This window comes from Flavobacterium ginsengiterrae (assembly GCF_039539785.1).
GTDB classification, from domain to species: Bacteria; Bacteroidota; Bacteroidia; order Flavobacteriales; family Flavobacteriaceae; genus Flavobacterium; species Flavobacterium ginsengiterrae.
Map to the genome: position 1 here is coordinate 441,452 of NZ_BAABDU010000002.1, position 24,704 is coordinate 466,155.

Here is a 24,704-nt window from a genome sequence, read left to right on the forward strand (position 1 = left end):
CGGATATTTTAATACACAAAGCTTTTATTGGTTAAAGATGAAGTTCAAAATATACCAAACTTATCGCGGTATCGTTTTAATTCTAAATCTGTTTTATTGAGAAGTTTTTCTAAAAGTATTATTTTGTCTTTGTATAAATTTTGAACCAGATCATTGTTATTTTTTGCTTCGGTCATTACAATTTCAGAATTGTTATTTAAGAAAAGATCCGTTTCAAAATGTAAAATATCTTCTAAATTAACTTCTAAAATAACCGCGATTTCTTCCAGTTTATTAAAACTTAAATCTGTAATTCCTTTTTCAATTTTACTGTAGGCAGCCTGACTGATTCCTAATTGATCTGCCAGATAATTTTGAGTGTAGTTTTTGAGTTCTCTGATGTTCTTGATTTTATCTTTAATTTGTGAAGCCATTTTTTTTGAAAAAAGATTGATTTGTATTCTTTGCAAAAGTGTTTTTTGTATTAAAGTTATTAATACTGGTATGGTTTTACAAATTAAATATGTTACAAATCACAAAACAATAACAAATGTTATCAGTTTTTTGTCATTCATTTTTATGGGCATATTTTAAACGGCTTAAATGAACAGAACTAATATTAAGGTATGAAGCGATATAGTGCTGCGGCACTCGCTGTAAGATTTTTGGAAATCTTGTATTCATCTTTTTATAGCGTTCCATAGCACTGTGAATATACATTGATTTTATTTTATCGTTTATAATAAAGAAATAATCTTCTGCAATTAATCTTCCCAGTTTATCTCCGTATCGAAGAACGCTGTATAAGTTTTGAAGCATTTCAAATGTTATGATAATTACCTTTGTGTTTTCCATTGCCTGTATAGAAAAACTGGAAGGTATTCCTTTTAAAAAGCTTTCATAATCTGTTGCAAAAGTGTTTTCAAGACAAAAATGAAATATTTTCTCCTCGCCTTTTTCATCAAGAAAATAAATTCGCAGTAAACCGCTGACTACAAAATAAATGGTATCGCAGATATCGCCTTGTTTAACCAAAATTTCTTTCTTTTTAAAAGAAGCCGTTTTAAATGATGAACGGCAAAAATCCCATTCGGCATCATTAATTTCAATATAATTTAAAATTAATTGATGTATATTTTCGATTCCGTTCTCCATTAATCTTTATGTTTTGTTTCTATTTTTGAACGCATCCGGAATTGATATATTTTTATTGGTTGTAATTAATAACTATTTAGATTAAAATAGGTCTCTAATTATTTTTTTGAATTATTTAAACAAAAAAACTATAAAAATATAAGCAAAAATTTATATAGTATTTGACAAAATTGGAGAATAATGGTTTTAATTTAAAGTTTACATTTCCTTTACTTTCTATGCTGCGGGTGTTGCATTTTTTCTGTATTTTAGCCACGGCTCAACCAGTCAAAACAAACCCCAAACAACAAAAAGAATTAGAACCAGACAATGACTAATAACTGTTTAAATTGTAATCAAGAAATTTTAGGAAAATTTTGCAGCAACTGCAGCCAGGCAGCATCTACACATCGATTTTCATTACATCATGTTATTCAACACGATTTTATTCACGGAATTTTTCACTTTGACAAAGGTTTTTTCTATACCATAAAAGAATTATTTACCAGACCGGGACATAGTATTAGAGAATATGTACAAGGAAAAAGGGTAAAGCACTTTAATTATTTTTCAACTATAATTCTTTTATTGGCAATAGGATATTTTCTAAAAAAATGGACCAATTTTGATGCATCATACTTTTATGATGATAAAAAAGAGATTGAAGGTGTTTTGAAAGTCTTAAAAGATTATGCGAAAATTACAATTTTTCTGCACATACCGATTGTTTCTCTTTTAAGTTATTTTTTGTTTAAAAAGAGTAAACAAAATTATACAGAAAATCTAGTCCTTAATTCATATTTGTTATGCGGGACATTAGTAATAAGTTTTATACTGGTAATTTGTATGATTTTTAGTGACAACGAAAACTTTCTTGTTTTTGTAAACTACTTTTTAACTGTATTGACTTGTTTATATGTATCAATTTTCTATTATCAATACTTTTCTGCTTTTGATTTAAAAAAATCACAGCTAATTATTAGGGTTATTATTATTTCTATTCTGTATTTAATAACCAAACAGGCAACAAACAATATTTTGAATATAATTGGTCTTAAATATTTTCATTAAAACTACAATATTCTTCATGCATACAGCGCAAACGTTTTGGACTTTGCGCTTTTTTTATACATTTTTTAATGCTTTGATTTTACTTAATACCTGCTTTTTCCTATTTTCTAAAGTGCCGTTTACTTCTAAAATTTGATTACTAAAATCACCAATCCAATCTTGTAAAACATCATTTACTTCGTATCGCAATTTTGGCAGATCTGATTTCTGACAGAGTATTAAATCCGGTGTTTCTATTGGAACGAAAATTAAGAGATCAATTTCTGAAATTGCCTCTTCCATTTCTTGGTAAAGTACTGCTATATTTTTTGTTTTGCTTTTAGCATAAATATAGGCCAAAAGGTCTAATGGACAACGATCGAATATTACATCTTTTTTACTGTCACTTATTTGCTCAATAGAAAAATTAAATTGTTCTATATAATCATCAATTGTTGGTATTTCAGAAAACTCATATCCTTCTTCTTCAAGCTGTAAATAAGGCTCTGTCTTAAATTCGTAGTTAGATAAACTTTGGGCAATTTCCTCTGCCAAAGTTGTTTTTCCAACTCTGTGTGAACCTGTAAAGACTATTCGCATGATTGATTGTTAGTTAGTTTTGTTGAGTGAAAGTTGTTTTTTATTAACGAATTTAAGGATTTTAATCTGTCTATTTCCTAAACCTTCTTTGGTTAATTGAATAATGTTTTCATTTATATCTGGCTTATAAGCGTCATATACATAATTTGCAATTCTAATTTTCCTGCATGCTCTGCAAAAATATCTCTGACTGCCAAACTTTGTTTTTCCACACTTTATCATCTTTTGAATATCATCAACACACCTGCAACACCTAGTCTGGTTTGACTACATTTTTTTCGATTTAAGGCACTATAAAATAAAAAAACAGCCCGAAGGCTTTTTTAATTTTTATGCGATATTAATATAAATATCTGATTTTCTGTAAATGTTAGAGGCATTAATTAACTACCAATACATCTGATTACCATTTCTTTGCGGGCACGAGCAAGATGCTCGCGCTAGCAGGGGGAAAAGATAAATGACTATGATATTTTCCCAACGACATGGGAAAAGAAGCGGTTTACAAATACTTCTGAAAGCAAATACATAATTAGTTCTAGTGTTTCAATAAAAGGAGAAGCAGACGAATATTATCATTATGTCGATTTTAATATTATAACATCTGATAAGACATTGCAGGTCAACAAAACATACGATATTGATATTGATGTAGCTTTAGTTTTGGATTTGCCTTTAGCTAAAGACCCAGCTTTATGTTATACAAGTGTGACCTTATTTAACCATGATAAAACAATAGGAAAAGTTAAAATAACCAGCTTTGATGGCGAAACTATAAAGGGTGAATTTAGTATTAGTAACCTAAGTAACAGCAATGGATATTCTAACATAGGATTCTGTAACGGTGCTCAGATAAAAGAAAGATTTTTCAGCATCACTAAAGGTAGTTTTATTGCGATTCCACAAGAACAATATTTAAATCAAAGCCACTTCATTACAAAGTGGCTTTTGATTCCTTTTAAACCTACTTAAAAGAATATTCGTAGGAAACCTTCAAAATATTTTTAATTCTTTTTAAATCAATATTATTATCTACTATTTCTTCTCTATAATTATGAGAAAGATATTTTGAAATTATCTTCCCATCTTTTTTAATAATCAAAAGGTAAATAAAGTCTAAAGAATCTGATATACATTGTTCGTAGTAAAAAGTGCTAGGTTCTTTAATTAAATCTATTTCATTAAGTATTTTTTTACTATCCTTTTCATTTACATTTATTTTTTTGTTGAGATTTTTGGAAATTTTTTGGCAATAGATTTTTGATTTCTCTTCATTAAATATTGTAAAATACCCATACTTATTTCCCGATGCTAATCTGTAAAATAAAACTCCCTCTTTAATATTTGTAAAATTTTGTAATACATCATTAAATAATTTTGTAGTATCAATATTTTTGGTTAATGATTCAAATTCTTTTAAATCTTTTGTATTTATAACATTACATTCTTTATCTAAAATACTATTCTTCTGACTTTGACATGAATAACTAAAAATTACAAATAAAATTACAATTATCTTTTTCATTTTTTCGGTGTTGGAAGGTTATACGTTTTATTTAAATAGCCATTAGCGTTATATGGATTATTTTGTAATAGTTTTAATGCAGAAGTTTTAAAATCATACTTAAAAAGAGACCCTCCTGTATAATTAAGAGTTTGAGCGTGATAAGTCGAACTAAGATTCATGTTTTTTGCACCATTCGAAATCAACTCTCCTCTTATTATATTTTCAATATGTGATGCGCCACGTTCACGTTGTTCGTAATGATTATTGTAAATTAATACATCAAAACTACTTGCAGTTGACATGTTAGGTACACTCTTTTCTACCTCTAAACCATTCATCTTTAGCCAAGCATGCCCACCTTCATGTCCAACTTGAGCCTGAATATTAGAATCATTGCTTGTAATTCCATCTAAAAAACTTGAAGAGCCATCCCCGATACCTATTTTAATATTTGTCCCTCCTCCCTCGGCTACTGTTGTATTACCTCCAGTATCTTTAGTAGCAAAAATTGTATGTACCGCTGAATCAGCATCTAAATCTCCATATATTTTTGTAGCAGTTTCTGAATTTTTTAAAACCTCATTATACTGTTTTTTTAATTCTCGTCTAGCTTCTCTGTATTCTTTTCTAGAAGAAAATTGCTTGCTCAAATTTTCATCATTTTTCACATCACTCCAAGATGCCCATCTTATTCTCATTCCATCTGGGTCAGTAAAAAAGATTGGATTATTAACAGTATATGCGTATGGAGTAAAGTTATCATACTTTTCCGCCAACGGGTCAATGTTCATCCAGCGACCAAGAGCAGGGTCATAATTACGTGCTCCATAATCGTACATGTTAAGCCCCAGCTCGTCTTGAAGCTCCTTTCCATTGTACTTATACTTATAAGGGTCTGTAAAATTTTTCTATACAATGATTGACCTCTTGCAAAAAATCCATCTATAAAGAACGTTCTCTTACCATTTTCTGTGTTACGAAAGTAGATTTAGTTTAATTATTTTCCTAATAATATTTAAAAAACAACTATCGAAAACTTCTTAACACAACATCATTAATGAATCTCTGATGTTTCAATTTGTTAAAAGCTAAATGAACTATTATTTTTAATCGTATTTTCGTTAAAGAAACATTTTTAGAAATTTCGGAATGAAAAAAGAATTAAAATTTAAAGAAATATTAGAAAATATTATTGGAGACATTAATGAGGCAAAGCGAAAAGCTAATTCTATATACTCAGCTGGAAATATAAAAACTTCTGGAGATGAAGTCGAAGATCTAATTCGTGAAAAAATAAGTCTGTTCCTTCCTGAAAGATATCTCGTCAAACAAGGGCATATCGTAAATTCTGAAGGAAAAGTTAGTAATCAGTTTGATATAATAATTTTTGATCGCTTAAGTACCCCTAAATTTTTCGAATCAAAAAACCAAACCGTATTTTATCCGATTGAATCTGTGCTAGCAGTTGGTGAAATCAAAAAGACTTTAAGGCAGAATGATCTTGTAGATTTTGGAAAAAAAATTAAATTTTTAAAAGTTGATATGAAAAGACAACTTATCGAAAATACTTTTTTTGGAGAAAAATTAAATCCAAGTACTACTTTAAATGATATGATGAATATGTCAAGTAGCAAAAAATATAAAAATTCATTATTTTCATTCATTTTTGCAATAGATGAAGAAAAAATTGATGATTTAGAAATTGACGATTCAAATGAATTCATGCCAAATGATATTTACATCCTAAATTGGGGATTTTACATTTACGGAAAAATGGAAAATGAAAAATTAATTCCGAAAATAATTGATGAAGAATCCGATATAGATGGTCTGATTGAAGTTAGAAAATCGGGAATTCTTTGTTTAGCAACTATGTTTAACCAATTAATTAATCATCTAAATAACTCCAAGATTGAACCTTTTAGTATTTCACATTATATGACCGATAAAGATATTTATGGTGCAGATCCATCTCTGATGAAAGTATACAATGTAAAACAAGAAAAAAAGCAATAATTTACAAATAACCAATCTCACGTATTTACAGGTTATTAAAATATCTTCGGAGGTTGAGTTCAAAAGAAGCCCTCAAAATGAGGGCTTACAATTTCGCCGGTGGTTATTTTAATAATTATTCTTGAATCTTTTCAATTAATTTTTCTACCCATGTCCTGAATCTTGGACACTTATCCATCATAGCTTCAATACCAACCATAATTGAAATAGCGTCTCCATCAATAACTTTTTCATATTTTTCTCCTCGCTTCTCTAAAATTGAAATTATCCTTTTAGATGGTGCAGTAACAGGACTATCATTAATGTCTTCAGGAGTTTCATAACGGGGAGAAATTGCCTTTAAATCCCTGAGTATTCTTTCATTGTCATACTGAAATTCAAAACCTTCATCAGAAGAAAAAAGCAACGCCTCAAATTCATGCAATTGTATATAAGGAATAAAATTTCTTGTATTTATTCCTTTCTCGGTTAAATCTTCCTTCAGTGCATCTTCCAGAATTGCGACACCAATCTTAGAATTTGTCTGGTCTATTTTTGCCTCTTTATACTTTGGATAATTATGTCCTTCGACTATCCCATAGTAGTCAAAGAAGGTAGTAACTATTTTTTCTTTATCAGCAAGATGGTTTCTAAGTTCGGGAAGTAATTTTGAATATTTAACAATACCGCCTCCAGAATGCTTTATAGGTGTAATTTCAATATATACATTCTCAACTTTAGACTGTATATATGGCACTAATATTGAATAAAAGACTTTAACTTCTGTCTGTCCCTCAACTATAATATGTACTCTTTTCATCTTAATATGGCTGCCCTTTTATTATATTTTTCAGCCACAAATCACCCAATGTAAAATCGGACAACCAGCCTTCTAAATTTTCTTTTTCTAATCTGTTAAACACCGATTGCCCATCCACTCTGTCAACAGTTATTATATTTTCTGGTTCAAAATTACCTACAAGATTAACTGATTGTGTCGATATTATAATTTGACTTTTAGCAGAGGCTTTCTTTATTAGACCTGCAAGTGTATTTATAGCAACTGGATGTAAGCCTAGCTCAGGCTCATCAATTAATATAACTTCTGGCATTTTGGGTTGCATTAAAAGAGTGGCTAATGCAATGAATCTTAAAGTTCCATCAGAAAAATGCGATGCATTAAATAAAATATCTGGATGATTAACTTCCGTCCACTCTAAGTTAATTCTGCTCTCATTTAACCTATCTGGTTGCAGTTGAAATCTTTCAAAATATGGAGCAACCGATTTAATAACAAATTCTATCCTTTTGAAATGTTTTTCATGTATTTCCTGCAAATAATACAAATATGCCGCCAAATTTGCTCCATCTTCCCTTAATATAATGTTATCATTAATATCTGCAGGAGTTCTGAGTGGTGACGAATCGCTAGTATCATGGAAATGATATATTTTAAAACTATCTAGATATGAATTAATATAGTTTGAAACACTGCTTTTACTAGCCTTTAATTTACTCTCTTTAGAATTACGGCTAATATTTTTTGGAAACCAAGTACCCGCATAAGTAAATTGAGAACCTTTGTCACTATTAAAATAGCCTGTTTCAGTTCCTAGTATTAAGGCATTACTAGCAGTAGGCTGTAATGTAAAGAAATATGCATTTGTATTATCAAATTCTAATCTTGCCTTTATTTCAGCAGTATTTTTACTTCCAAAATGCAAAAGAGTTTCTGCTCCTTTTCTGATTGAATAATTTTCAAGTCTTTCTTCATAAATGTTATTGACCATTTTAAAAAAGGATATGAAATTTGATTTTCCAACACCATTAGATCCTATCAATACATTAATAGAATCAAGATCGAAATCAACTTCTTTGATAGATTTGTAACCCTCTATGTAAATATGATTTATCATTTTTAACTAATTATAATCCTAACATCTAATAATAACAAAAATATTTTTTTGCTTTCTCGAATTAAAATAAATGTAATTTAAAGCGAATGTAGCTTAAAAGTGATAATTTTCAAAAGAAGTTAGTAATACTTTCACAGTAATTAAATTATTAGCTTTCTCAACTATTAAGATGTCTTTTTGATTAAAGCTCATGTTATCTATGAGACACCTATCTTTAAATTTTATAAGAGAACTAAAAAAGCATAATTTATCTCTCTAAGCTTTACCATATTTCCTAAATCCAGCAATTGTTTGATAAATACCATAGCTTATGAAAATTCTAGATAACCATATAACTAATTGCGTCTCCCAATTATCATTATTATAGCCATCAAGGGACAGTCTTGGGAAGGAAGTAAAAAATAAAATATAATCTTGATAACAATCGCTCAATTTAAAATTGATCCCGATCGTTTTTAAATACCATTTAAAGAAAAATAATCCGACTAAAACAGTAAAAATAATTCCTTGAAACCAACTTCTTCCATTATTATTTGATATTAAATTTAAAAATAAGAGAACACTGTCGAAACTTAACCTTTTGCTTAGAAGCAATTGTTTATGCTCAAGGGATTCAAATCGGTTAGCACTGTCAATGTCCCCTTTCAATCTTGCTGTTTTCTTAAGCTGATTGTAAACATTTTTTAAATTATGATTACGCTGAGATTTCTTCTCAATACCATAGCCTGCCTTAGGATACTTACTAGAGGATAAAATTTTCAAAGGATATTTATTAAAATTTGCTCCATCAATATTACTATTCGCTATAATTATCTCACGAAATACATTAATATCTGAATTTAAAAAATTTAAGTTGCCTGATATACTGTCTTGAATTACAAAAAAATGCCCTGACATAACATTTAAAAACGAAAGTGATCCTATATTTTGAAATTCAGAGAGATAAAACGTAGAAACATCTAAATCTTTAAAGAATATATTTCCAAGGTTTATACCAAATAATGAAATATCAGCGTATGTTTTTTCAATTATTATTGTTCCCTTATTTACTCCTGCTAAACTAATCATTACCAAATCAACCTTATGAAGGGCAAAATTATTCACATTCAGTATTTCAAGATAATTACAATTAGAAGTATCAAATCTTTGAATTTTTCTAATATGTACTGTAACGTCTTTTTCGAAATTACATGAATGAAAAGTAAGAGAATGCATGATTAACTCTCTTGGTTTATTTTCAAAATAATTTACATCATTTATTAAAATTAAACCTTTAAACAAACTTCTATAAAAACTTACATGTTCAAATATTCCAGATTCAAAATCAATTCTGCTATGAAAGACAGAACCGTCGAGATATAAATTTTTTATCTCAAAATTTCCACTAAATAAGATTCTTTTTTTAAATTCTCCTTCAAAAAAAACCGAATCATAAATCCCTGCTTTAAAGGATATTATTGAAAAATTAGCTGAACATTCTAAATTTACTTTTTGAATTTTATTGTCCGCTAAAAAATTAATTTTAGATTCTCTAAACGAGTAAGTACTGTTTACATTATTTAACTTAATTTCTTTGATAGTTGATGAAACAATCTGAAGTTCTGTATAATCACCGTTTATTTCAATTATGTTAGCTTTCACACTTCTCAGTGATAGTGAATCTGATGAATTAGTACCAATATCAATATCCCACCCATCGCAATTGAAAAAAGATAATGAATGTAACGTTGATTTCCCAATATACAATCCTTTATCAAAATGACAATCTATAAAAGCGAAAGCCCGTGCTGTAAAATTCTCAAATACTGCAAAATCCTTGAATGTGCATTTATGAAATAAAATATCTCGCTCTGTATCAAGCTTTTTTTCAATAAGTATTTTATCAAAAGTCTGATTTTCAAACTTAAAATCCTCATCTAAAGAATTATTAAAAATTGTCTCTTCCATTTATTGATTCATCATATTTAAAAGAAAAAAACTCCTCCGCCAAAATCTTCGAAGTTGGAAATATTAATGTCATTTAGAACATCACATTCTAAAACATATTTTTTATTTTCAAAATTTATTGAAGTACAGTAATTACAGATAAGGAACATGCTTTTTCTTTCAGAGAGTGATAATGATTCAAGCACAAATTGAATATACTGATCCTTATTTATATTCTCGTTTTCTTCTAACATTACAAATTTCAGCAATGAATTAATCTGGTACAAAAATGCATAATCAAAGGCAGAAACTGAATTCAAAGTTTCACTATAGCAGCGAAGTAAAGTCTCTTCTTCATAATTTCTGCCATCACTATTTGGCAAATGTTTTGAAAAAGCTGAATTGAATTTAGAGAAGAGATTCATATCCATGATATAATAGAAGGCTTTCTTTGTATCGTTATGATTCTTTAACAATTGAAAAAACAAATTTTCAAACTTCTGTACTTCCAAAGTTTCATTTTGCTTTTTCATTTCAATCTGTTGATTTGACATTTCAGACCTTGTAAGTTCAAGTTCATATCTGTTATGAATTAGCTCTATCTGTTGATATAAGATCTGCTGTTTCTGACCTAAAAAAGCAACATAAACTAAAAACAATCCTGCAAGTGAAAATGATGATGAAACGACACCTCCTGATATTGACCCAAGCTTATCGATTAATTCATTTTGATTTGTATTGCCTTTTAATAGAATACCGTAAAAAACAAAAATCAACAAAAACCCTACAACAATAATCGATATAGCTAATGTTCTATAATTACTTATTAAAATATCAATTTTAGAAATCTGTCCTTCAATATTTCCAATTCTGCTTGTTTGTTCTTCCGTCACTATAATATCGTTTTAGATCAAACGTAAAGAATAAATATTAGTTTACCAAGAAAAATCAGATTAAAACTTATTATATTAAATACTTGGAAAATATCTATTAATCAGCTCTCTCTGATGTGAGCTGTTAACTTTAATATATTTCTCAGTTGTACCTGGCCACTTATGCCCAGCCAATTCCTGAACTCTTTCCAATGGAATGTTTTTTTCGTTTAGCCAGTTGCAGATCACGCTCATTCTGATGGTCTGAGGATTTAGTTTTCTGTCTGGGAATAATCCTCTTAACGGCTCAATCATTGCATGAATGCTGTTCACCACAATAGGCTGTCCAAGCTTTGTCAATATGAATTTATCACTGCATCCGCGCAGTAAGGCTGGACGTGTTTCATTTATATAATTATGAAGCAGTATCATCTGTTTTGGCACAAGTTCCAGTGTTCTTTTATTGAGATTGGCAGAACCTTTAATATAAACTGTACCGTTATCCAGATCAACATCTTTTAGAGCCAGCCTTGCTATTTCATCGCTTGCCAGCCCCTGATAGATTAAAAGGGAAATCAGAACATTGTTTCTGATATCAAGATGTTTGTAGCGGTTCTCCCGTTCCATTAAAAGCTGTAGTTCGGCGCTGTTGAATAGATCCTGCACCTGAATAGTCTGGTTGCCCTTTATCTTGATATTAAGCTTTCTGCATGGATGGTCATTTCTATAGCCGTACAGCACCAGATAGTCATAATATTTTTTTATTGCTGAGAGTATTCTGATTCGGTACTGCACGTTCGACTGCTTCTGGCTGACTTTATCCATGTGTTTGACTATATCTTTGTACTGGTATCTCTTAGCCTTTGGATTGGTTTTTAAAAAGTGATTGATTGTATAGAGGTAGCTCTCCGCTGTTTTTTCTGTTACTATTCCTCTGAGGTAATTTTCCAAATCAGGTTTCTTGTTTTCCATTGGTTACGTTTTTAGAAGTTTACGACTGGTTTTCTTTTCTTGTTCTGAATCGCATAGATGTAGGTGGTATTGATCTGCGTATGTCCCAGAAAACTCCGTATAAAGTCAATTCCCGCGTTATTCTCTACCAGATGATAGGCAATGCTGTGGCGCAGGCAGTGAAGCGTTATTTCTTTCTGGACAAGCTCGAATTTTCCCGTCTGCTCAATCATCTTGTTTAAAATCTCATTGAGGTTTTCGCCTGTCGATCTTCTGCCTCTGCTGTTGATGAAAAAGGCTTCCTCATTCTGGTTTCTCCCAGTCAGCCTTTCAGGCCTTTCATCCCTGACATACTTTGTCAGATAGTTCAGAACAGTATCGCTCATTGGAACTTCACGTCTCTTGTTTCCTTTTCCCTGCCTGACAACCAGCATTCCTTTAATAAGGTTTACATCTTTTAGATCAAGGTTTGCAATTTCAGATCTTCTGAGTCCGCAACCGTAGGCAATGGAAAGCAAAGCTTTTTCCATTTCATTCTCAGCATGCTCATAGACCAGTCTGATTTCTTCAATGGTGAGAATGTTTCTCGGTTTCTGTGTTCCGCCTGTGATGGATGGGATGTAATAGGTATTCTGGATTTCTTTATTTTCAAGCAGATAAACCTGAAAAAGCCCCTGAACAAAAAGATGCAGTTTGATGGTCTTTTCTGCCAGAATTCCGTTTCCTCTTTTCTTTGGCCTTGAACTGAGATACTCCAGATACTTCACCGATTCTTTTGAAGTCACATTCTGGATTCTGCTGATTCCTGCCTGTTCGAGCCAGATCAGAAATTCCGTTATGATGTTTTTATACAGATTTGATCTTCCCTGCTTGTAATTCCTGACTTTTACAAATTCTCCGAATGCCACTGTGAGCCTTAGAAATTCCCTGCTCTGTATCGTTTTTTTCATTTGATCTTATATTTCTTAATGTTGATTTTGCTGTTTATCTTCTGCTTTAAAAAAGTGTCCGCTTGCACACTCCGCGGAACGCGGAACACCAGTATCGTATTGCCAGTGTTTTCAATGCTTTCGGTGTTCCGCTGGCGTTCCGTGGTGTTCCACTTTTGAGTTTTAATTCCTTGATTTCTCTAAAATTCGTCAAGCTGTCTGTGCAGTTCTTTTCGGATTCTGCTTTTAAGCTTTTCCATATCATCCCAGTAGGAGATCATAAATTTAAATCCCCTGTTAAAAGAGCCTTCAACAGGCTGGATGTATTCAAGCTCCTGAAGCAGGTTCATATAGCGGAAAGCTGATGTTTTGCTGATATTCAGCCCTTGTCTGATCTCTCTTGCCGTGAACTTTTTTGATGTTCCTTCTTTCTGCTTTTTTATAAAATCTTTCAGGTGCTCAAAAAACTGTCGGGTGCTTTTATCAAGCTCATCCACTTTGATGATGATCGAACTGAAGAAAACATCTACGGCTGATTTTATATCTGCTTTATCGGCAATCAGCCTTCCTTTAGAATCTGTTTTTCTCTGGTACTGGTGGAGAATTGTAATCTGGCAGACAAAGTTCTGGAACTGCGAGTTCAGTCTTCTGAGCATTCTGGCTTCCAGCGGAAGGCTTAGCTTATCGGCAAAGGGATTTACGACCTCATAGGATTTAAGCACGCGCATCACGTTTCTTAAAAGCTGTTTTGCCTGTTCTTCCTTGTCGCTGTCTGCCTGTCCTGCTGTTTTCAGGTTCTGTTTTTTGATGATTCTCAGTGTCTGCTGTTGGCTTTCATCCACTCCCAAAATCACCGAACGGCTCATATTGTCGTAATACACCTCAGCTTTTGTGGTTGTGGTAAGGCTGGCAAAGTGCGCCTGAACCTGTTTGATCTTTCCCCTGTTATTGCCGAATATGTCTTTAACCACAGTGGAGCTGGTTAGGAATTTGGCAGACTGCATTTCCCTGAAGGCATACTGCGCCTCTTCATCAAGCCCGTCAAAATCCTGAATGATAATCAGCTTGTTGATCAGTTCCTTCTCCCTGTAGTGATAGAGCGATTTGCTTGTAATTCGTGTCATATTCATCACATCCTCCTGAGGCATGCATCCTGCAATGCCGTTTATCAGGTGGCTTTTTCCCTCACCGCTTGATCCCTGAACAAGCCCGTGCATCAGGTAGGGCATTTTATAGCTGGATGCGAGGATGAAAAGTACGATCCTGTTTTCTTCTTCACCCACAATGCCGTTCTGTTCCAAAAGCCTGTCTATATTTTCAAGCAGTCTGGGTTTTGCGAGAAATGCGACAGCATTTTCCTGCGCCTGAGGCGTAAGCTCTTTTTCGGCAAAACGTTCCGCCATCGGGTTTATTTCAGCCTCAAAAAGCGATTCCCTGTGCTGTTCCAGAAGATCGGTAAGCGTTACCAGATCCTTTTCAAGGCTGTCATAATCAAAACCCTGCTTTTCGGATAAGTCCGTGCACTGGCTCTGAACGCCTGAAAAATCGAACAGGTCGATTTTAAGCCTGTGTTTTCTGTTGGTATTGTATTCCACAATCTGAAGCGAAATCCTGAGATTTCCCAAGTCCATCGGCAGGTTTCCCAGAACAAAGAAAGTCCCCGAGAGGCCTTTGTAGCTGATTTTGTAGCCGTTTACAATCTGCAGTCCTTCGCCTGCTTTTTCCGTTTTTGCGCTTTTTAAAAGATTCGATATCCCTTCCGCTCCATAATTGACCCACATGTCATTCAGACTGTGCCCATCGGGAAGTTCCGCTATTGAAAGCGGAACGTCTGGTCTTGCCTCCTGCATTTGTAATCTGATCTTCTCCATTTTCTCACCGCTTAAAGATTACTATTGATTCCAGTTCATTCAATGATTTAATAATTTCAATATGCTCATCGAGCAGTTTACCGTCATGAAGTGCAATGACCGCTTCTCTCTGATCCAGTATTCTGCTCTGCATCAGGCTGGCGCAGTCAATAACAGTAGGCGCCAGATAAAGCTTTCTGGTAAGCGGATGAGGATATGCAGGATAGATTCCTTTCTGGTTTAGATATTCCTCCTTAGGGCTGTCCAGATCAAAACGGAGCGCAAAATAATTTACAATCGCATTGTCTCTGTCCAGCAGGGGAAATATAAGCCCGTAGCGCCCGAAGACGGTATAGGCAGTCAGCGAATCATCCCGCACTCCTGCATCACTCTTGGTTATTACTCCAAGCTCCTCAAACCTTTCTTTGGATTTAAGGGTCTTGCGGTGGTGGAACTGTCCCGAATTAAAGCCTATTCTCAGGTCTGAATATTCCAGTCCGATGCTTTTCAGGTACGCTTTAGGCTTTACAGCCTTTGCGCTTCTGATGCCAGTCTCAAATGAACGGAACAGTGATTCTAAACTTTCCATATGCTTTAATTTTTTTAATTGGTTTCTGCGCTGTTATAAGCACAGCGATGCCCAGCCTGAAATCATTTTTCAGGCGGAAGTGCGGTATGGGCGTTAATTTTGAAGGCCGTCTGTGACAGGGACGGCCGTTTATGAGAATAGAAATCTATAACTGGATTTCTACTGCAAAGATAAACCAGAATTCGATACGCATCCTGCCCAAAATTTGGGCAGGATCATGTAAAGATAATTGGTATTGTTTTCTTTGTCAAGGGTAAAATATACCTGTGAAAGCCGTAGAACGTAATTTTTTATTCGGTAAAGATACCATGTATTTCCATCAATGTCATGGACATAATATGTCCGTGAAAGCGGTTCTGGAATTATTGTGATTGCCAGTGTTCATTTATCTTCATTCCTCTTATCAAGCATTCTGTAGATTTCATCCAGAACTTCTATTTCTGCGCTTGGAATTAATTGAAGTGCAAGTTCCAAAACAGAGCCTATATAAATCTCCCTGTTATCCAGTTCATCCGAATAAACCACATTCAGGCACATACGGATGAGATTCACTGCCAGACATGTCATATCCGAATATCCATAAAATTTTATCTCGCGTACTGATTCCCCGTCTTTGTCCTTGGCAGGTTTCAGAAGCCTAAAATGATAGGATGCAAAATCTTTAAATTCTTCCAGTGTTTTTATTTTATCAGTCTCCATAATTTTCAAATATTAAATCTTAATCTTGACATTCTGTTTCTTCTTTATTTTCTGAAAACAGATCCGTAATCTCATTTAAAAATTCAAGTTCGTCAACTGGAAATAACTGCAAAGCAATTCCCAGTATAAGCCCAACATCAATGTATTGGTTTTGAATCGTAGACGGAACTTCTGCGCTGTCCTGATCTAAAGCGATAATGCAGAGCTTCATTAGGTTTCTGACAACAGAACCGAGTTCACAATAGCCATAAACCCTGATTTCTGCATTATACATCCCTCTTTTATCCTCTGCTTTTTTCAGGGTATTAAGCAGTTTTCCGCTTAACACCCTGATGTCTTCTAGTTTTTTGATTTCATCGGTTTTCATGATTTCGGCTTTTATGCTGATAATGTCACATCCTGATGAATTCCTTCAAGCCTCTCCAGTTCCTTCTGAATAGTGGCTTCTGCCTCTTTCATAAAATCACGGCATCTGTCTTCCATCAGCCCATAATACAGATAATCAAAACTGTTACTTCTGCTGAATCGAAGCGTGTTTGGATTCTTTTTCAGAAGTTTGAACATATTTTTTTCATCCCTGCTGTTTCGGGGAAAGTATTCAGAAGTCAAGCTCGTGAAGTATTCGCAAAGCTCAAATAAGTAGCCAAGAGAAAAATGATTAGGCGTATATCCCAAAAATACCCTTATAAGGGAAAGACAGGTCTGTTCCACTATCTGATGAAGGGAACACATTCTTACTTCATATGAAAAATACTGGTCGTTATTATAAATGAGATCCCAGATCGATGCCGTAACATTTCTTCTGTCTCCTGCGTATGCTGAAGTGCTTTTCACATATCTCTTTTCTGGATGCTTAGCCCAGATTGTAGGCGATCTGTATGCGTCTATATGGATTCTCTGCGCATTCTTAAAAATATTCCAGAAGAAATACTTCTGGTCTCCATATAGTTTTATAATATTTCTCACTCTGTGAAGCAGAATGGTTACCGTTATCTGTCCTCTTGATCTGCTCTTTATCTTATCGGTGATGTCATTGCCTATGTTATCTTCGAACTCTTCGGCTATAACCAGCAGATAAAGATGAATATGCTTTTCTTTCTGGCTGGGCTTCTGGAAAGGCTTACTAAAAGTATAACTGCTTTTCTTCTCTGCAAAACAGTAAATGCCTATCGGATCGATGTTCTGTGAAATAACTCGATAAATTAAGTCGGATGTGGTGTTTTGAATTGCTTTCATAATTTTACTCATTTTAGTTAATACTTGTCTGAAAAATTGTATTTTTGCTAAACACACTGGCAAGTAAGCAATTACCCGTATGGTACGCTATCAAAATGTCCCGTACCGTACATAAGAAAATATGTATCATACATAAATCTGGCTTTTTTATTCTTAATTATTACCTTTGAGCTATGAGCACACTAACAAAACCAAATCACATGGGGCGCAAGATCAGCCGTATCCGTGAACTGAAAGACATGAAGCAGGAAGCACTCGCACAAGCTATGGGAACAAACCAGCAGGCTGTTTCTATTTTGGAAAACAGCGAAACCATTGATGATGAAAAATTAAAAGAAGTGGCAAAAGCGTTAGATGTAAGTGTGGAGGCCATTAAAAACTTTTCTGATGAAGGCGTAATTAATTATTTCAACACTTTTAATGAAGCTGTTGCAAATAATAATTTTGGGCGACAAGACACTATTAACTTTAATCCGCTAGATAAGGTTGTTGAGCTTTATGAACGTTTGGTTCAAGCAGAAAAAGACAAAGTCGAATATTTGGAAAAATTACTGAAAGCCAAATAAGCTTTTAAAATATATATTAATTCAAAAAAATAAAGAGACTGATGAGTCTCTTTATTTTTTTGAATAATTGCTATTCTATGTTTATGTCCATATCAAGGAACTAAATGCCTAAATAAGTTAGGACTAGCACTTTTGAATAGTATACTTGACAATTCTTTAGGAATACCAATTTCAAATAAAAATCCACTTACAAGTAACATTTTTAATCTTTCAGATAAAAACAGTAAATCTCTTTCAGGAATTACTTTTTTTTCTAGGGATGTGCTATAGTGAGTGTAATAATTTCGTAGATTTTTTACTTGCTTAACAAAATCAGCTTTTTCTGGAATAATCTTATCTATTACGTCATTAGAATATTTCTCAGTTAATTCTGTTAGTCTTTGTGATAAATCTAGATGATTACCAAAGTGTAGCTGTTCTTTCATCCAGTTATGATACTGTGGTAATTTTTCTAATATTTCTTTTTTCATTGCCTCATATTCTTCCTTCGGTATTTTTGTATGATCATAAATTCTTGAATGCAAGGTTTCTGCTGATTGTGCAAGATTGAGGAATGTATTTTCATTGAATACTGCTCCATTATAAAATTGATCAAACAAAAGATTAAAAGCAGGGCTTAATCGATCATACTTTTCAAACCAGTTTTTTATAATTGACGGAAAAACATCTTTAATTTTCGTATAATTAAAAAGCATCTCAAATGAATGTCTTTCTTTTTTATTTTTTCTTTGACGGCTACTTGAATAATAAAATTTAATTGGTTTTCTATATTTTCCAGCCATACCAAAATCGTTTTTTAAATTATTATTATAAAGAATAATTTTATGAGGGTAAACGCTTTGGTATATCCCCATAGTCAGAAAATTTTGAAAACGGTTTAACAATTGACGCATTTCTTGTAAACCGATTTCGTTTTTAGAATTAAGCTCTAACCATGCTTCTTGAATGATATATTCATGTTTTTGAGAATAAACATGAGGTCTCGAAACATGAAAAGTAAATTTCCCGCTATGGTTTTCATGAAGATCAAACTGAATGTCTTTTGGTTTTATATAATTTATGCTATATGAATTTTCAATCGTTGTTTCATTATCAATCTGAAAACCTGAGATATCGAGCCACTCATCAAAATTTTGTAGTGAACTCGCAATAGTATTAAATTTAAAAGATTCTTCATTTTCAAAATGGTAGCCATTTAAAATGAAGTTAACGAAAAACGTTTCCTTTATTGGCCCAGCTATTTCATTACGTACTGATTTTATTTCTCTAGAGCTCAAATAACAATGATAAAGTGTGATTGATTCACTGTCAACAGAAGTTCCTAAAATTATAGCACCATTGTCTAACGAATTAAAATCCTGAAGACTTATATTCTCGTCTAAAGCCCCTATTAATTCTAGATAAGAACCTTCGACAGGATCAAATCTCAATACACCTGAAACTTTTTTGTCTTTGTTACTCGGTAAAAACCATAAACCTTTTATCTCAAATCTTTCTGTCATAAATATTGTCCGATTTTAATATTATACTTCCTTATTTCGAATCAAAAATATAAAAGTTGTACGCAATAATTTTGCGTAGATAAAATGACGGTTTACAAAAGTTTATTTTTTAGCTCAAAGCCGTTTACACTATAATTCAAAAATCTATATCTGCTAATATAGTAGATGCAATCTTAAAATTTAAAAATTATTGTTAAAAGAAAAAAAGCAAAGCAAGGTATTGGACACAGTCAGAGAAGTGCGCATAACATTTTTCTTCGTTCCTCAAAAAATGCCCTTCGGGACTTATAGCACTTCAACTGTCTGACTGTCCAATTAAAGACTGCTTTCTTTTTTTCCTTTTTCTTTTTTAAGTATTTCATTGTAACATTCTACAGCCATCATGCACATATTTTACGCATGATCGATTCAAATATTTTATTTAAATTAGAAGCCTGCTTTTAAAAATCTCCAAAGATCACCTCGTTCCTGTGATCAGCAAGATGAACGGTTGTTTAACAACCGCCTATCTTGCCACCCATTGCCTCGGAACTCTGCGGTGGAGAAACTTAAAAGCAAAGAGTTTGATAATAATGAAAATGAAAGATGATGAAAAGAGAAAATTCAAACAGAACACGAATCGTGGGACTGCGATTCACTCCTTTGGAGTATGCCGAACTGGAAAAAAGATTCAGAGCAAGCACCTGCCGAAAATTAAGTGACCACATCAGGAGCCACTTATTCAACAAACCAATTGTAGCTACCTACAGAAACCAGTCTTTAGACGAACTGATGGAAGAGACAGCCGTACTTACTTCCGAATTACGGGCAATCGGCAATAATATCAATCAGATTGCCAGAAAGATAAACACACTCAAAACGGTTCCCGATTTTAAAGGGCATCTTTATCTATTCGAAATCCAGAGAAAAAGACTTTTTGATAAAATGGAAGAGGTCTCAGGCCACACCCAGAAAATAGCAGAAAAATGGTTGCAGTGATAAAAACAAGCTCGTCCATAAGAAACATTCTGAATTACAACGAAAATAAAGTTGAGATCGGAAAAGCGGAATGCATCAGTGCGGTTAATTATCCGCTGGAACTGGAAAAACTGAGTTTCACTTCAAAATTAAACCGCTTTCTAAAACTGGCAGAACTCAATACCAATGCGAAGCGAAACACGGTGCATATCTCGCTAAACTTTGATCCTTCAGAGAATCATTCGAAAGAAAAATTGGCTGAAATAGCAGACACTTATATGGAAAAGCTGGGATTCGGCAGACAGCCTTATCTCGTGTATCAGCATCATGATGCGGGTCATCCACACTGCCATATAGTGACAACCAACATTCAGAGAGACGGGAAAAGAATCGATCTGCATTTATTAGGGATTAGAAAATCAGAACCTGCCCGAAAAGAAATTGAAGAAATGTTCGGGCTCGTAAAAGCCGAAGGAAGAAAACAGAAAGAACAATTTTCGTTAAATCCGATAGATGTCGGCAGAGTCCAGTATGGAAAAGCAGAGTCCAGAAAGGCGATCAATTCAGTTTTAAACAAGGTTATATTTGACTATAAATATTCAAGCCTGCCTGAACTCAATGCCGTTTTGAACCTATATAATGTTCATGCTGACAGAGGAAGCGAGGAATCAAGAGTTTTTAAAAACAACGGACTGCTTTACAAGATACTTGACCAGAATTCAAAACCGATAGGCGTGCCAATAAAAGCCAGTGAATTCTACTGCAAACCTACCTTAAAATTTCTGGAGGAAAAATTCAGGGTAAATGAAACAAAGAAACAATACGGCAAAAGCCACGTCAAAAATGCTTTGAGACAGGCTTTTTTTGATGAAAGAATGATTTCTGTCGAGAGATTATCCAAAAGGCTTAAAGATGAAGCCATTCATACCGTTTTAAGAAAAAGCAGTGAGGGAAAACTTTATGGAATTACTTTTATAGACTTTAAGACACAGTCGGTTGTCAATGGAAGCAGTCTTGGAAAAGAATTCAGTGCAAAAGGAATTCAGGAAAGCTGTGCAATGAACATTCTTGCACTTGAAAGGAAATACCAAAAGTCCAATTCAACAACTTTTGAAAATTTTCAAAATTTTGAATCAAAAGAGTATGTGAAAGAAAACTTGGCAGATATTCTGCTACGTGGAGAAAAAGTCAATGACTATGTTTCAAAACAATTTAAACAAAAAAAGAAAAAAAGGCTTTATAGAGGTCATTAAAAAAGTTAAGGGCATAATATTTGCCTTTAACTTTTTTCTTATTTACCATTTAAATCACTTTAAAGCAACCTGTACGCAGTTGTTATATCTCATCTAATTCCTTTCTAACAGCTTGTCTCAACTGTAGTTTGAGAATATTTAATTTACCTGCAATCTCTTCAATTTCCGACTTATATCTCTCCAAGTCGTTTATTTGTCTTGAAATCAAAAGTGAAGCATAATGTTTCATCATTTCGGATGATCTGTTTAAAGCCTCGTCATTTGCAATTTCAGTTTCTTCTAATAATCTTAATACTTCTTCACCTGCTATTATTTTTAATGAACTTGTTTCTGTTTTAAATCTCAGTTGCGATTGATTTGCTCTAGCCATAATTCTTTGTATAGATTCTGAAAACTCAGCTGTTGCCTCCATTTCTTTTTTCGAATCATTTTCAGCAATCAAAAACGAAGCATTAAATTTTGAAAGTGCAGGCAAAAATTCAGTTTGAGCCTCTTCATTCGACTTTGTATTAAGTTCATCAAGCAAATTAAAATACTTTATATACAAATTACTTTTATATTCATATTTATATTTCCGTTTTGAGTTTTCTAGATCAAATTTAGAGGTAACCTTTTCTTTTTCTTCAGTCAACAACTTAGTATCTTCTATAGTAGCTCTATTTTTACCTTTCTCTTTTACATATGAAGTTAAATATCCAAATAAAAAACCAGTTAACAGGCTTACAGTAATAAGTATAATTTCGTACATATTCATTGCTTTAGTTAATATTTAAAATCGCTAATTAGATTTACTTATTTGAACAAACCCTTCTGATTCATCGTAAAATTTTATTTCTATTGAGTCAGTATTATTGACTATTCGCTCCGCTAAGTTTTCTCCAATAATTTTATATGTAATAGCTCTATTCATCTTATCTATTGTTTGCAGATATCCTTTTGTGGAATGTTTATTGATAATTGAAAATTCATTATCATCAAAAAGCAAAAATTTGGGTTCTATTTCCCGTCTTGTATCAAGAATCTTAATATCTGGCTTAGGAATATATTCTTCAAAATCACCTTTATGCTTTTCATATTGATGAAATCGTTTTGAAGATTCTTCAAAAAAATCAGTTGCTCCAAAATTTAATATGTATTCAAAGCCTTCAACTTCCCCTTCTAAACTATAATAATCTCCCTTTTTTACAAAAAAATATATACCACCTTCATCATGTGATCTTCCTAAAATCAGCCCGCCCATAGTTGCATCAATTGCGCGACCATCATTCACATATTCTTCCATTTGCGATAAGGTAAATTTCATTTTGTAGAAGTACATAAGTTTTATTTTTAAAAAAATTGCTTAATTCATTTTAGAATTTATTGGTTAAATTTAACTAAACAAAAAAGGATGAACAAATGAATGTTCATCCTTTTTTTTAATTTTAAAGAGCAAATTACTTCCCTTCCCTTGTGATTGAATCAATTTTTCTTCGATCCCATAAAAGCAATGACATCTTTCCTATTTTGAATAATCTATCAGGGTTAACATGATTATTTAATGCCCATCTTATCCATTTCTTGATCGTGAATTCCCAATATATCCAACCAATTGCGCCTCCAACTATAGCACTAATTTTACCATTTACTTCAAGATAAGCAGTTAATATAAACCAAACTGCAACTATTATTACAATTGATGGAATATTTACCCACAAATATCCTTTATTAACTATTTCGAAACTAGATAATTCTTTTTTTTGATTCATCATTATATATTTTTATTCTAACACTTTACTGTTTTGACCATTTTTGTCCTCCATTATTCAATACCGCATTGTTTGATTCAATCCACTTAATTGCAGAATCTGAACAGTAACAATCTTTAGAATACTTCTTCAAGAAAAGCTTTTTAAATATTTTAAATATTTCATCACACCAGCTTACGAAATCTTCAGATTTAGAAACAAAATCACCATTCTCATCATAGTATGATTTAATATAATAAAACCGAGCACTTTGTAATGAATTTTTATCATATGGGTAAAATCCCCCAATACTAAATTCAAGCAAAGCACTGGAAGTGATATAGTAATAAGAAATATCATCTTCAATCGTCTTAATAACGACATCTTTTAAAAAGTCATTTCTAGTCAAAAATATCTGCTTAACATCTTCATTTAAATCTGTTATTGAATTAAGTATATTTTTTTCTTTTTTGATATCATCGTTAGTTAATATTATTGCACTACATTCTTTAAGAAAACTATTTATCGAATTATAGTCTTCGGGCGTAATAAAAAAGTTTAACTGTTTTGAGCTACTCATTATTTAAATTTAAAAGAATTAATTATAAGGAACGAATTCCGGTTTTTTTCCAGTCGCTTGATGAATATCGTCAATAGCCCGTCTTTCTCTTGCAACAGGCGTACCATTCTTATTTTGTTTCCCTACTTGAATTTGTTTTACTTCACCAGTCTTAGGATTTTTTCCCTCTACATCAACAAATCTTTTAGATTTTTCTCCTTTTGGTGTTTCTATTTTTACTTCTCGCCTTGTTTCAGTAAATCCTTCTTTCTTCAATTTTGCTTCTGATTTATCTACTGTTTTTTGATGTGCCTCTCCGCCATTTTTACCATTAGGATTCGGCACTTTCTTTTCCGAACTTTTTTCAATAACTTTTTCGACTGCTTTAGATTTAGCAGAATTTAATATTGTTCTAGCTCCACCTGCTAAAACTGCTTCTGACACAAGTGTTTTATTTGATTTAGATTGATTATAATTTCGAGAATCTACCTGTCTATTACCTGTCGGAGCATTCGCAAATTCAGAAAAGACTAACGCAGCTACAACAAATACGCAAATCGGACACTTACCATCGGGATCTTCAAATCTTACAGGATCATTATAACCATAAGAATAAGGATTTAGATTATCAGTATTAAATATTCCTCCACCATTACCTAAAGTAGTCTTCATAGCAAAAGCTACCTCTTCTTCATCATCTTCATCGATATCATTAGGATCAAACTTAAAATCAAGATCATTTAGTAATGGATCAGGTTCAATCCATCTACCTAAGTCTGGCATATAATGTCTCGCTCCATAATCGTAAAACCCAAGCCCCATCTCGTCTTGAAGCTCTTTTCCATTGTACTTATATTTATTTTCAACTCCAATTTTTACAGTATTATACGCTTCGTGTTTTAGTCCA

The 24,704-nt window shown here is 32.7% G+C and carries 28 protein-coding genes; 6 read left to right on the plus strand and 22 right to left on the minus strand.

The window, feature by feature from the left end:
• Positions 1-44: 44 nt before the first annotated feature.
• Complete coding sequence (locus tag ABD859_RS02715; protein ID WP_345139906.1) at positions 45-413, minus strand: helix-turn-helix transcriptional regulator; 369 nt, start codon at positions 411-413, stop codon at positions 45-47.
• Between the two features lie 133 nt (positions 414-546).
• Complete coding sequence (locus ABD859_RS02720; RefSeq protein WP_345139908.1) at positions 547-1,134, minus strand: Crp/Fnr family transcriptional regulator; 588 nt, start codon at positions 1,132-1,134, stop codon at positions 547-549.
• A gap of 309 nt (positions 1,135-1,443) precedes the next feature.
• Between ABD859_RS02720 and ABD859_RS02725 the strand changes: the two genes are divergently transcribed.
• Positions 1,444-2,184: a DUF3667 domain-containing protein gene (locus ABD859_RS02725; RefSeq protein ID WP_345139910.1), complete on the plus strand. Its 741-nt coding sequence runs from the start codon at positions 1,444-1,446 to the stop codon at positions 2,182-2,184.
• 54 nt (positions 2,185-2,238) lie between these two features.
• On the opposite strand, the gene ABD859_RS02730 is transcribed toward ABD859_RS02725, so the two are convergent.
• Positions 2,239-2,763: an AAA family ATPase gene (locus tag ABD859_RS02730; protein ID WP_345139913.1), complete on the minus strand. Its 525-nt coding sequence runs from the start codon at positions 2,761-2,763 to the stop codon at positions 2,239-2,241.
• A 615-nt stretch (positions 2,764-3,378) separates the two neighbouring features.
• On the opposite strand from ABD859_RS02730, the gene ABD859_RS02735 reads away from it, so the two are divergent.
• A complete protein-coding gene (locus ABD859_RS02735; RefSeq protein ID WP_345139916.1) occupies positions 3,379-3,735 on the plus strand; it encodes a hypothetical protein in 357 nt (118 codons plus the stop codon).
• On the opposite strand, the gene ABD859_RS02740 is transcribed toward ABD859_RS02735, so the two are convergent.
• Entirely contained in the window at positions 3,728-4,288 is a 561-nt protein-coding gene (locus ABD859_RS02740; protein ID WP_345139919.1) for a hypothetical protein, read from the minus strand. The genes ABD859_RS02735 and ABD859_RS02740 overlap by 8 nt on opposite strands.
• Complete coding sequence (locus ABD859_RS24155) at positions 4,285-5,109, minus strand: RHS repeat-associated core domain-containing protein (RefSeq protein WP_425554217.1); 825 nt, start codon at positions 5,107-5,109, stop codon at positions 4,285-4,287. Before ABD859_RS24155 ends, ABD859_RS02740 begins: the two co-directional genes overlap by 4 nt.
• A 310-nt stretch (positions 5,110-5,419) precedes the next feature.
• On the opposite strand from ABD859_RS24155, the gene ABD859_RS02750 reads away from it, so the two are divergent.
• Positions 5,420-6,286: a DUF6602 domain-containing protein gene (locus tag ABD859_RS02750; protein ID WP_345139922.1), complete on the plus strand. Its 867-nt coding sequence runs from the start codon at positions 5,420-5,422 to the stop codon at positions 6,284-6,286.
• Positions 6,287-6,401: 115 nt separating this feature from the next.
• Here the strand turns inward: ABD859_RS02750 and ABD859_RS02755 are convergent, their stop codons facing one another.
• The 11 genes from ABD859_RS02755 to ABD859_RS02805 form a co-directional block, all read right to left on the minus strand.
• Entirely contained in the window at positions 6,402-7,085 is a 684-nt protein-coding gene (locus ABD859_RS02755; protein WP_345139924.1) for a DUF4276 family protein, read from the minus strand.
• A gap of 1 nt (position 7,086) precedes the next feature.
• Positions 7,087-8,181, minus strand: a complete 1,095-nt coding sequence (locus ABD859_RS02760; RefSeq protein ID WP_345139927.1) for an AAA family ATPase — start codon at positions 8,179-8,181, stop codon at positions 7,087-7,089.
• Between the two features lie 255 nt (positions 8,182-8,436).
• Entirely contained in the window at positions 8,437-10,128 is a 1,692-nt protein-coding gene (locus ABD859_RS02765; RefSeq protein WP_345139930.1) for a hypothetical protein, read from the minus strand.
• 17 nt (positions 10,129-10,145) lie between these two features.
• A complete protein-coding gene (locus ABD859_RS02770) occupies positions 10,146-11,000 on the minus strand; it encodes a hypothetical protein (protein ID WP_345139932.1) in 855 nt (284 codons plus the stop codon).
• 75 nt (positions 11,001-11,075) lie between these two features.
• Positions 11,076-11,951, minus strand: coding sequence for a tyrosine-type recombinase/integrase (locus ABD859_RS02775; protein WP_345139935.1), 876 nt, complete (start codon positions 11,949-11,951; stop codon positions 11,076-11,078).
• 11 nt (positions 11,952-11,962) lie between these two features.
• Positions 11,963-12,880, minus strand: coding sequence for a tyrosine-type recombinase/integrase (locus ABD859_RS02780; protein ID WP_345139938.1), 918 nt, complete (start codon positions 12,878-12,880; stop codon positions 11,963-11,965).
• 179 nt (positions 12,881-13,059) lie between these two features.
• Complete coding sequence (locus tag ABD859_RS02785; RefSeq protein WP_345139941.1) at positions 13,060-14,730, minus strand: RNA-dependent RNA polymerase family protein; 1,671 nt, start codon at positions 14,728-14,730, stop codon at positions 13,060-13,062.
• A gap of 4 nt (positions 14,731-14,734) precedes the next feature.
• Positions 14,735-15,298 (minus strand): hypothetical protein, encoded by a 564-nt coding sequence (locus ABD859_RS02790; protein ID WP_345139944.1) that lies wholly within the window; start codon positions 15,296-15,298, stop codon positions 14,735-14,737.
• Between the two features lie 381 nt (positions 15,299-15,679).
• Complete coding sequence (locus ABD859_RS02795; RefSeq protein ID WP_338841165.1) at positions 15,680-15,997, minus strand: hypothetical protein; 318 nt, start codon at positions 15,995-15,997, stop codon at positions 15,680-15,682.
• Positions 15,998-16,016: 19 nt separating this feature from the next.
• A complete protein-coding gene (locus ABD859_RS02800) occupies positions 16,017-16,364 on the minus strand; it encodes a hypothetical protein (protein WP_345139951.1) in 348 nt (115 codons plus the stop codon).
• 11 nt (positions 16,365-16,375) lie between these two features.
• Positions 16,376-17,233 carry a hypothetical protein gene (locus ABD859_RS02805; RefSeq protein ID WP_345139953.1) on the minus strand — a complete coding sequence of 286 codons (858 nt, stop codon included), beginning with the start codon at positions 17,231-17,233 and terminating at the stop codon, positions 16,376-16,378.
• A 173-nt stretch (positions 17,234-17,406) separates the two neighbouring features.
• Here ABD859_RS02805 and ABD859_RS02810 point away from each other — a divergent pair, with 173 nt between their 5' ends.
• Positions 17,407-17,799: a helix-turn-helix domain-containing protein gene (locus ABD859_RS02810; RefSeq protein WP_345139956.1), complete on the plus strand. Its 393-nt coding sequence runs from the start codon at positions 17,407-17,409 to the stop codon at positions 17,797-17,799.
• A gap of 92 nt (positions 17,800-17,891) precedes the next feature.
• On the opposite strand, the gene ABD859_RS02815 is transcribed toward ABD859_RS02810, so the two are convergent.
• Entirely contained in the window at positions 17,892-19,301 is a 1,410-nt protein-coding gene (locus tag ABD859_RS02815; RefSeq protein WP_345139958.1) for an ApeA N-terminal domain 1-containing protein, read from the minus strand.
• Positions 19,302-19,922: 621 nt separating this feature from the next.
• Between ABD859_RS02815 and ABD859_RS02820 the strand changes: the two genes are divergently transcribed.
• The gene (locus ABD859_RS02820; protein WP_295094033.1) at positions 19,923-20,279 is read left to right on the plus strand and encodes a plasmid mobilization protein; all 357 of its coding nucleotides are present in this window, start codon (positions 19,923-19,925) and stop codon (positions 20,277-20,279) included.
• Positions 20,267-21,511, plus strand: a complete 1,245-nt coding sequence (locus tag ABD859_RS02825; protein WP_345139965.1) for a relaxase/mobilization nuclease domain-containing protein — start codon at positions 20,267-20,269, stop codon at positions 21,509-21,511. Before ABD859_RS02820 ends, ABD859_RS02825 begins: the two co-directional genes overlap by 13 nt.
• 82 nt (positions 21,512-21,593) lie before the next feature.
• Here ABD859_RS02825 and ABD859_RS02830 read toward each other — a convergent pair whose 3' ends face one another.
• From ABD859_RS02830 to ABD859_RS02850, 5 genes are all read right to left on the minus strand, one after another.
• Entirely contained in the window at positions 21,594-22,265 is a 672-nt protein-coding gene (locus ABD859_RS02830) for a hypothetical protein (RefSeq protein ID WP_345139968.1), read from the minus strand.
• Between the two features lie 24 nt (positions 22,266-22,289).
• Positions 22,290-22,814, minus strand: a complete 525-nt coding sequence (locus tag ABD859_RS02835) for a hypothetical protein (RefSeq protein WP_345139971.1) — start codon at positions 22,812-22,814, stop codon at positions 22,290-22,292.
• A 133-nt stretch (positions 22,815-22,947) separates the two neighbouring features.
• Positions 22,948-23,262, minus strand: a complete 315-nt coding sequence (locus ABD859_RS02840) for a hypothetical protein (RefSeq protein ID WP_345139974.1) — start codon at positions 23,260-23,262, stop codon at positions 22,948-22,950.
• A 22-nt stretch (positions 23,263-23,284) separates the two neighbouring features.
• Positions 23,285-23,818, minus strand: coding sequence for a hypothetical protein (locus tag ABD859_RS02845; protein ID WP_345139977.1), 534 nt, complete (start codon positions 23,816-23,818; stop codon positions 23,285-23,287).
• Between the two features lie 18 nt (positions 23,819-23,836).
• The coding region (locus ABD859_RS02850) for an RHS repeat domain-containing protein (RefSeq protein ID WP_345139980.1) at positions 23,837-24,704 on the minus strand (868 nt) is incomplete at its 5' end.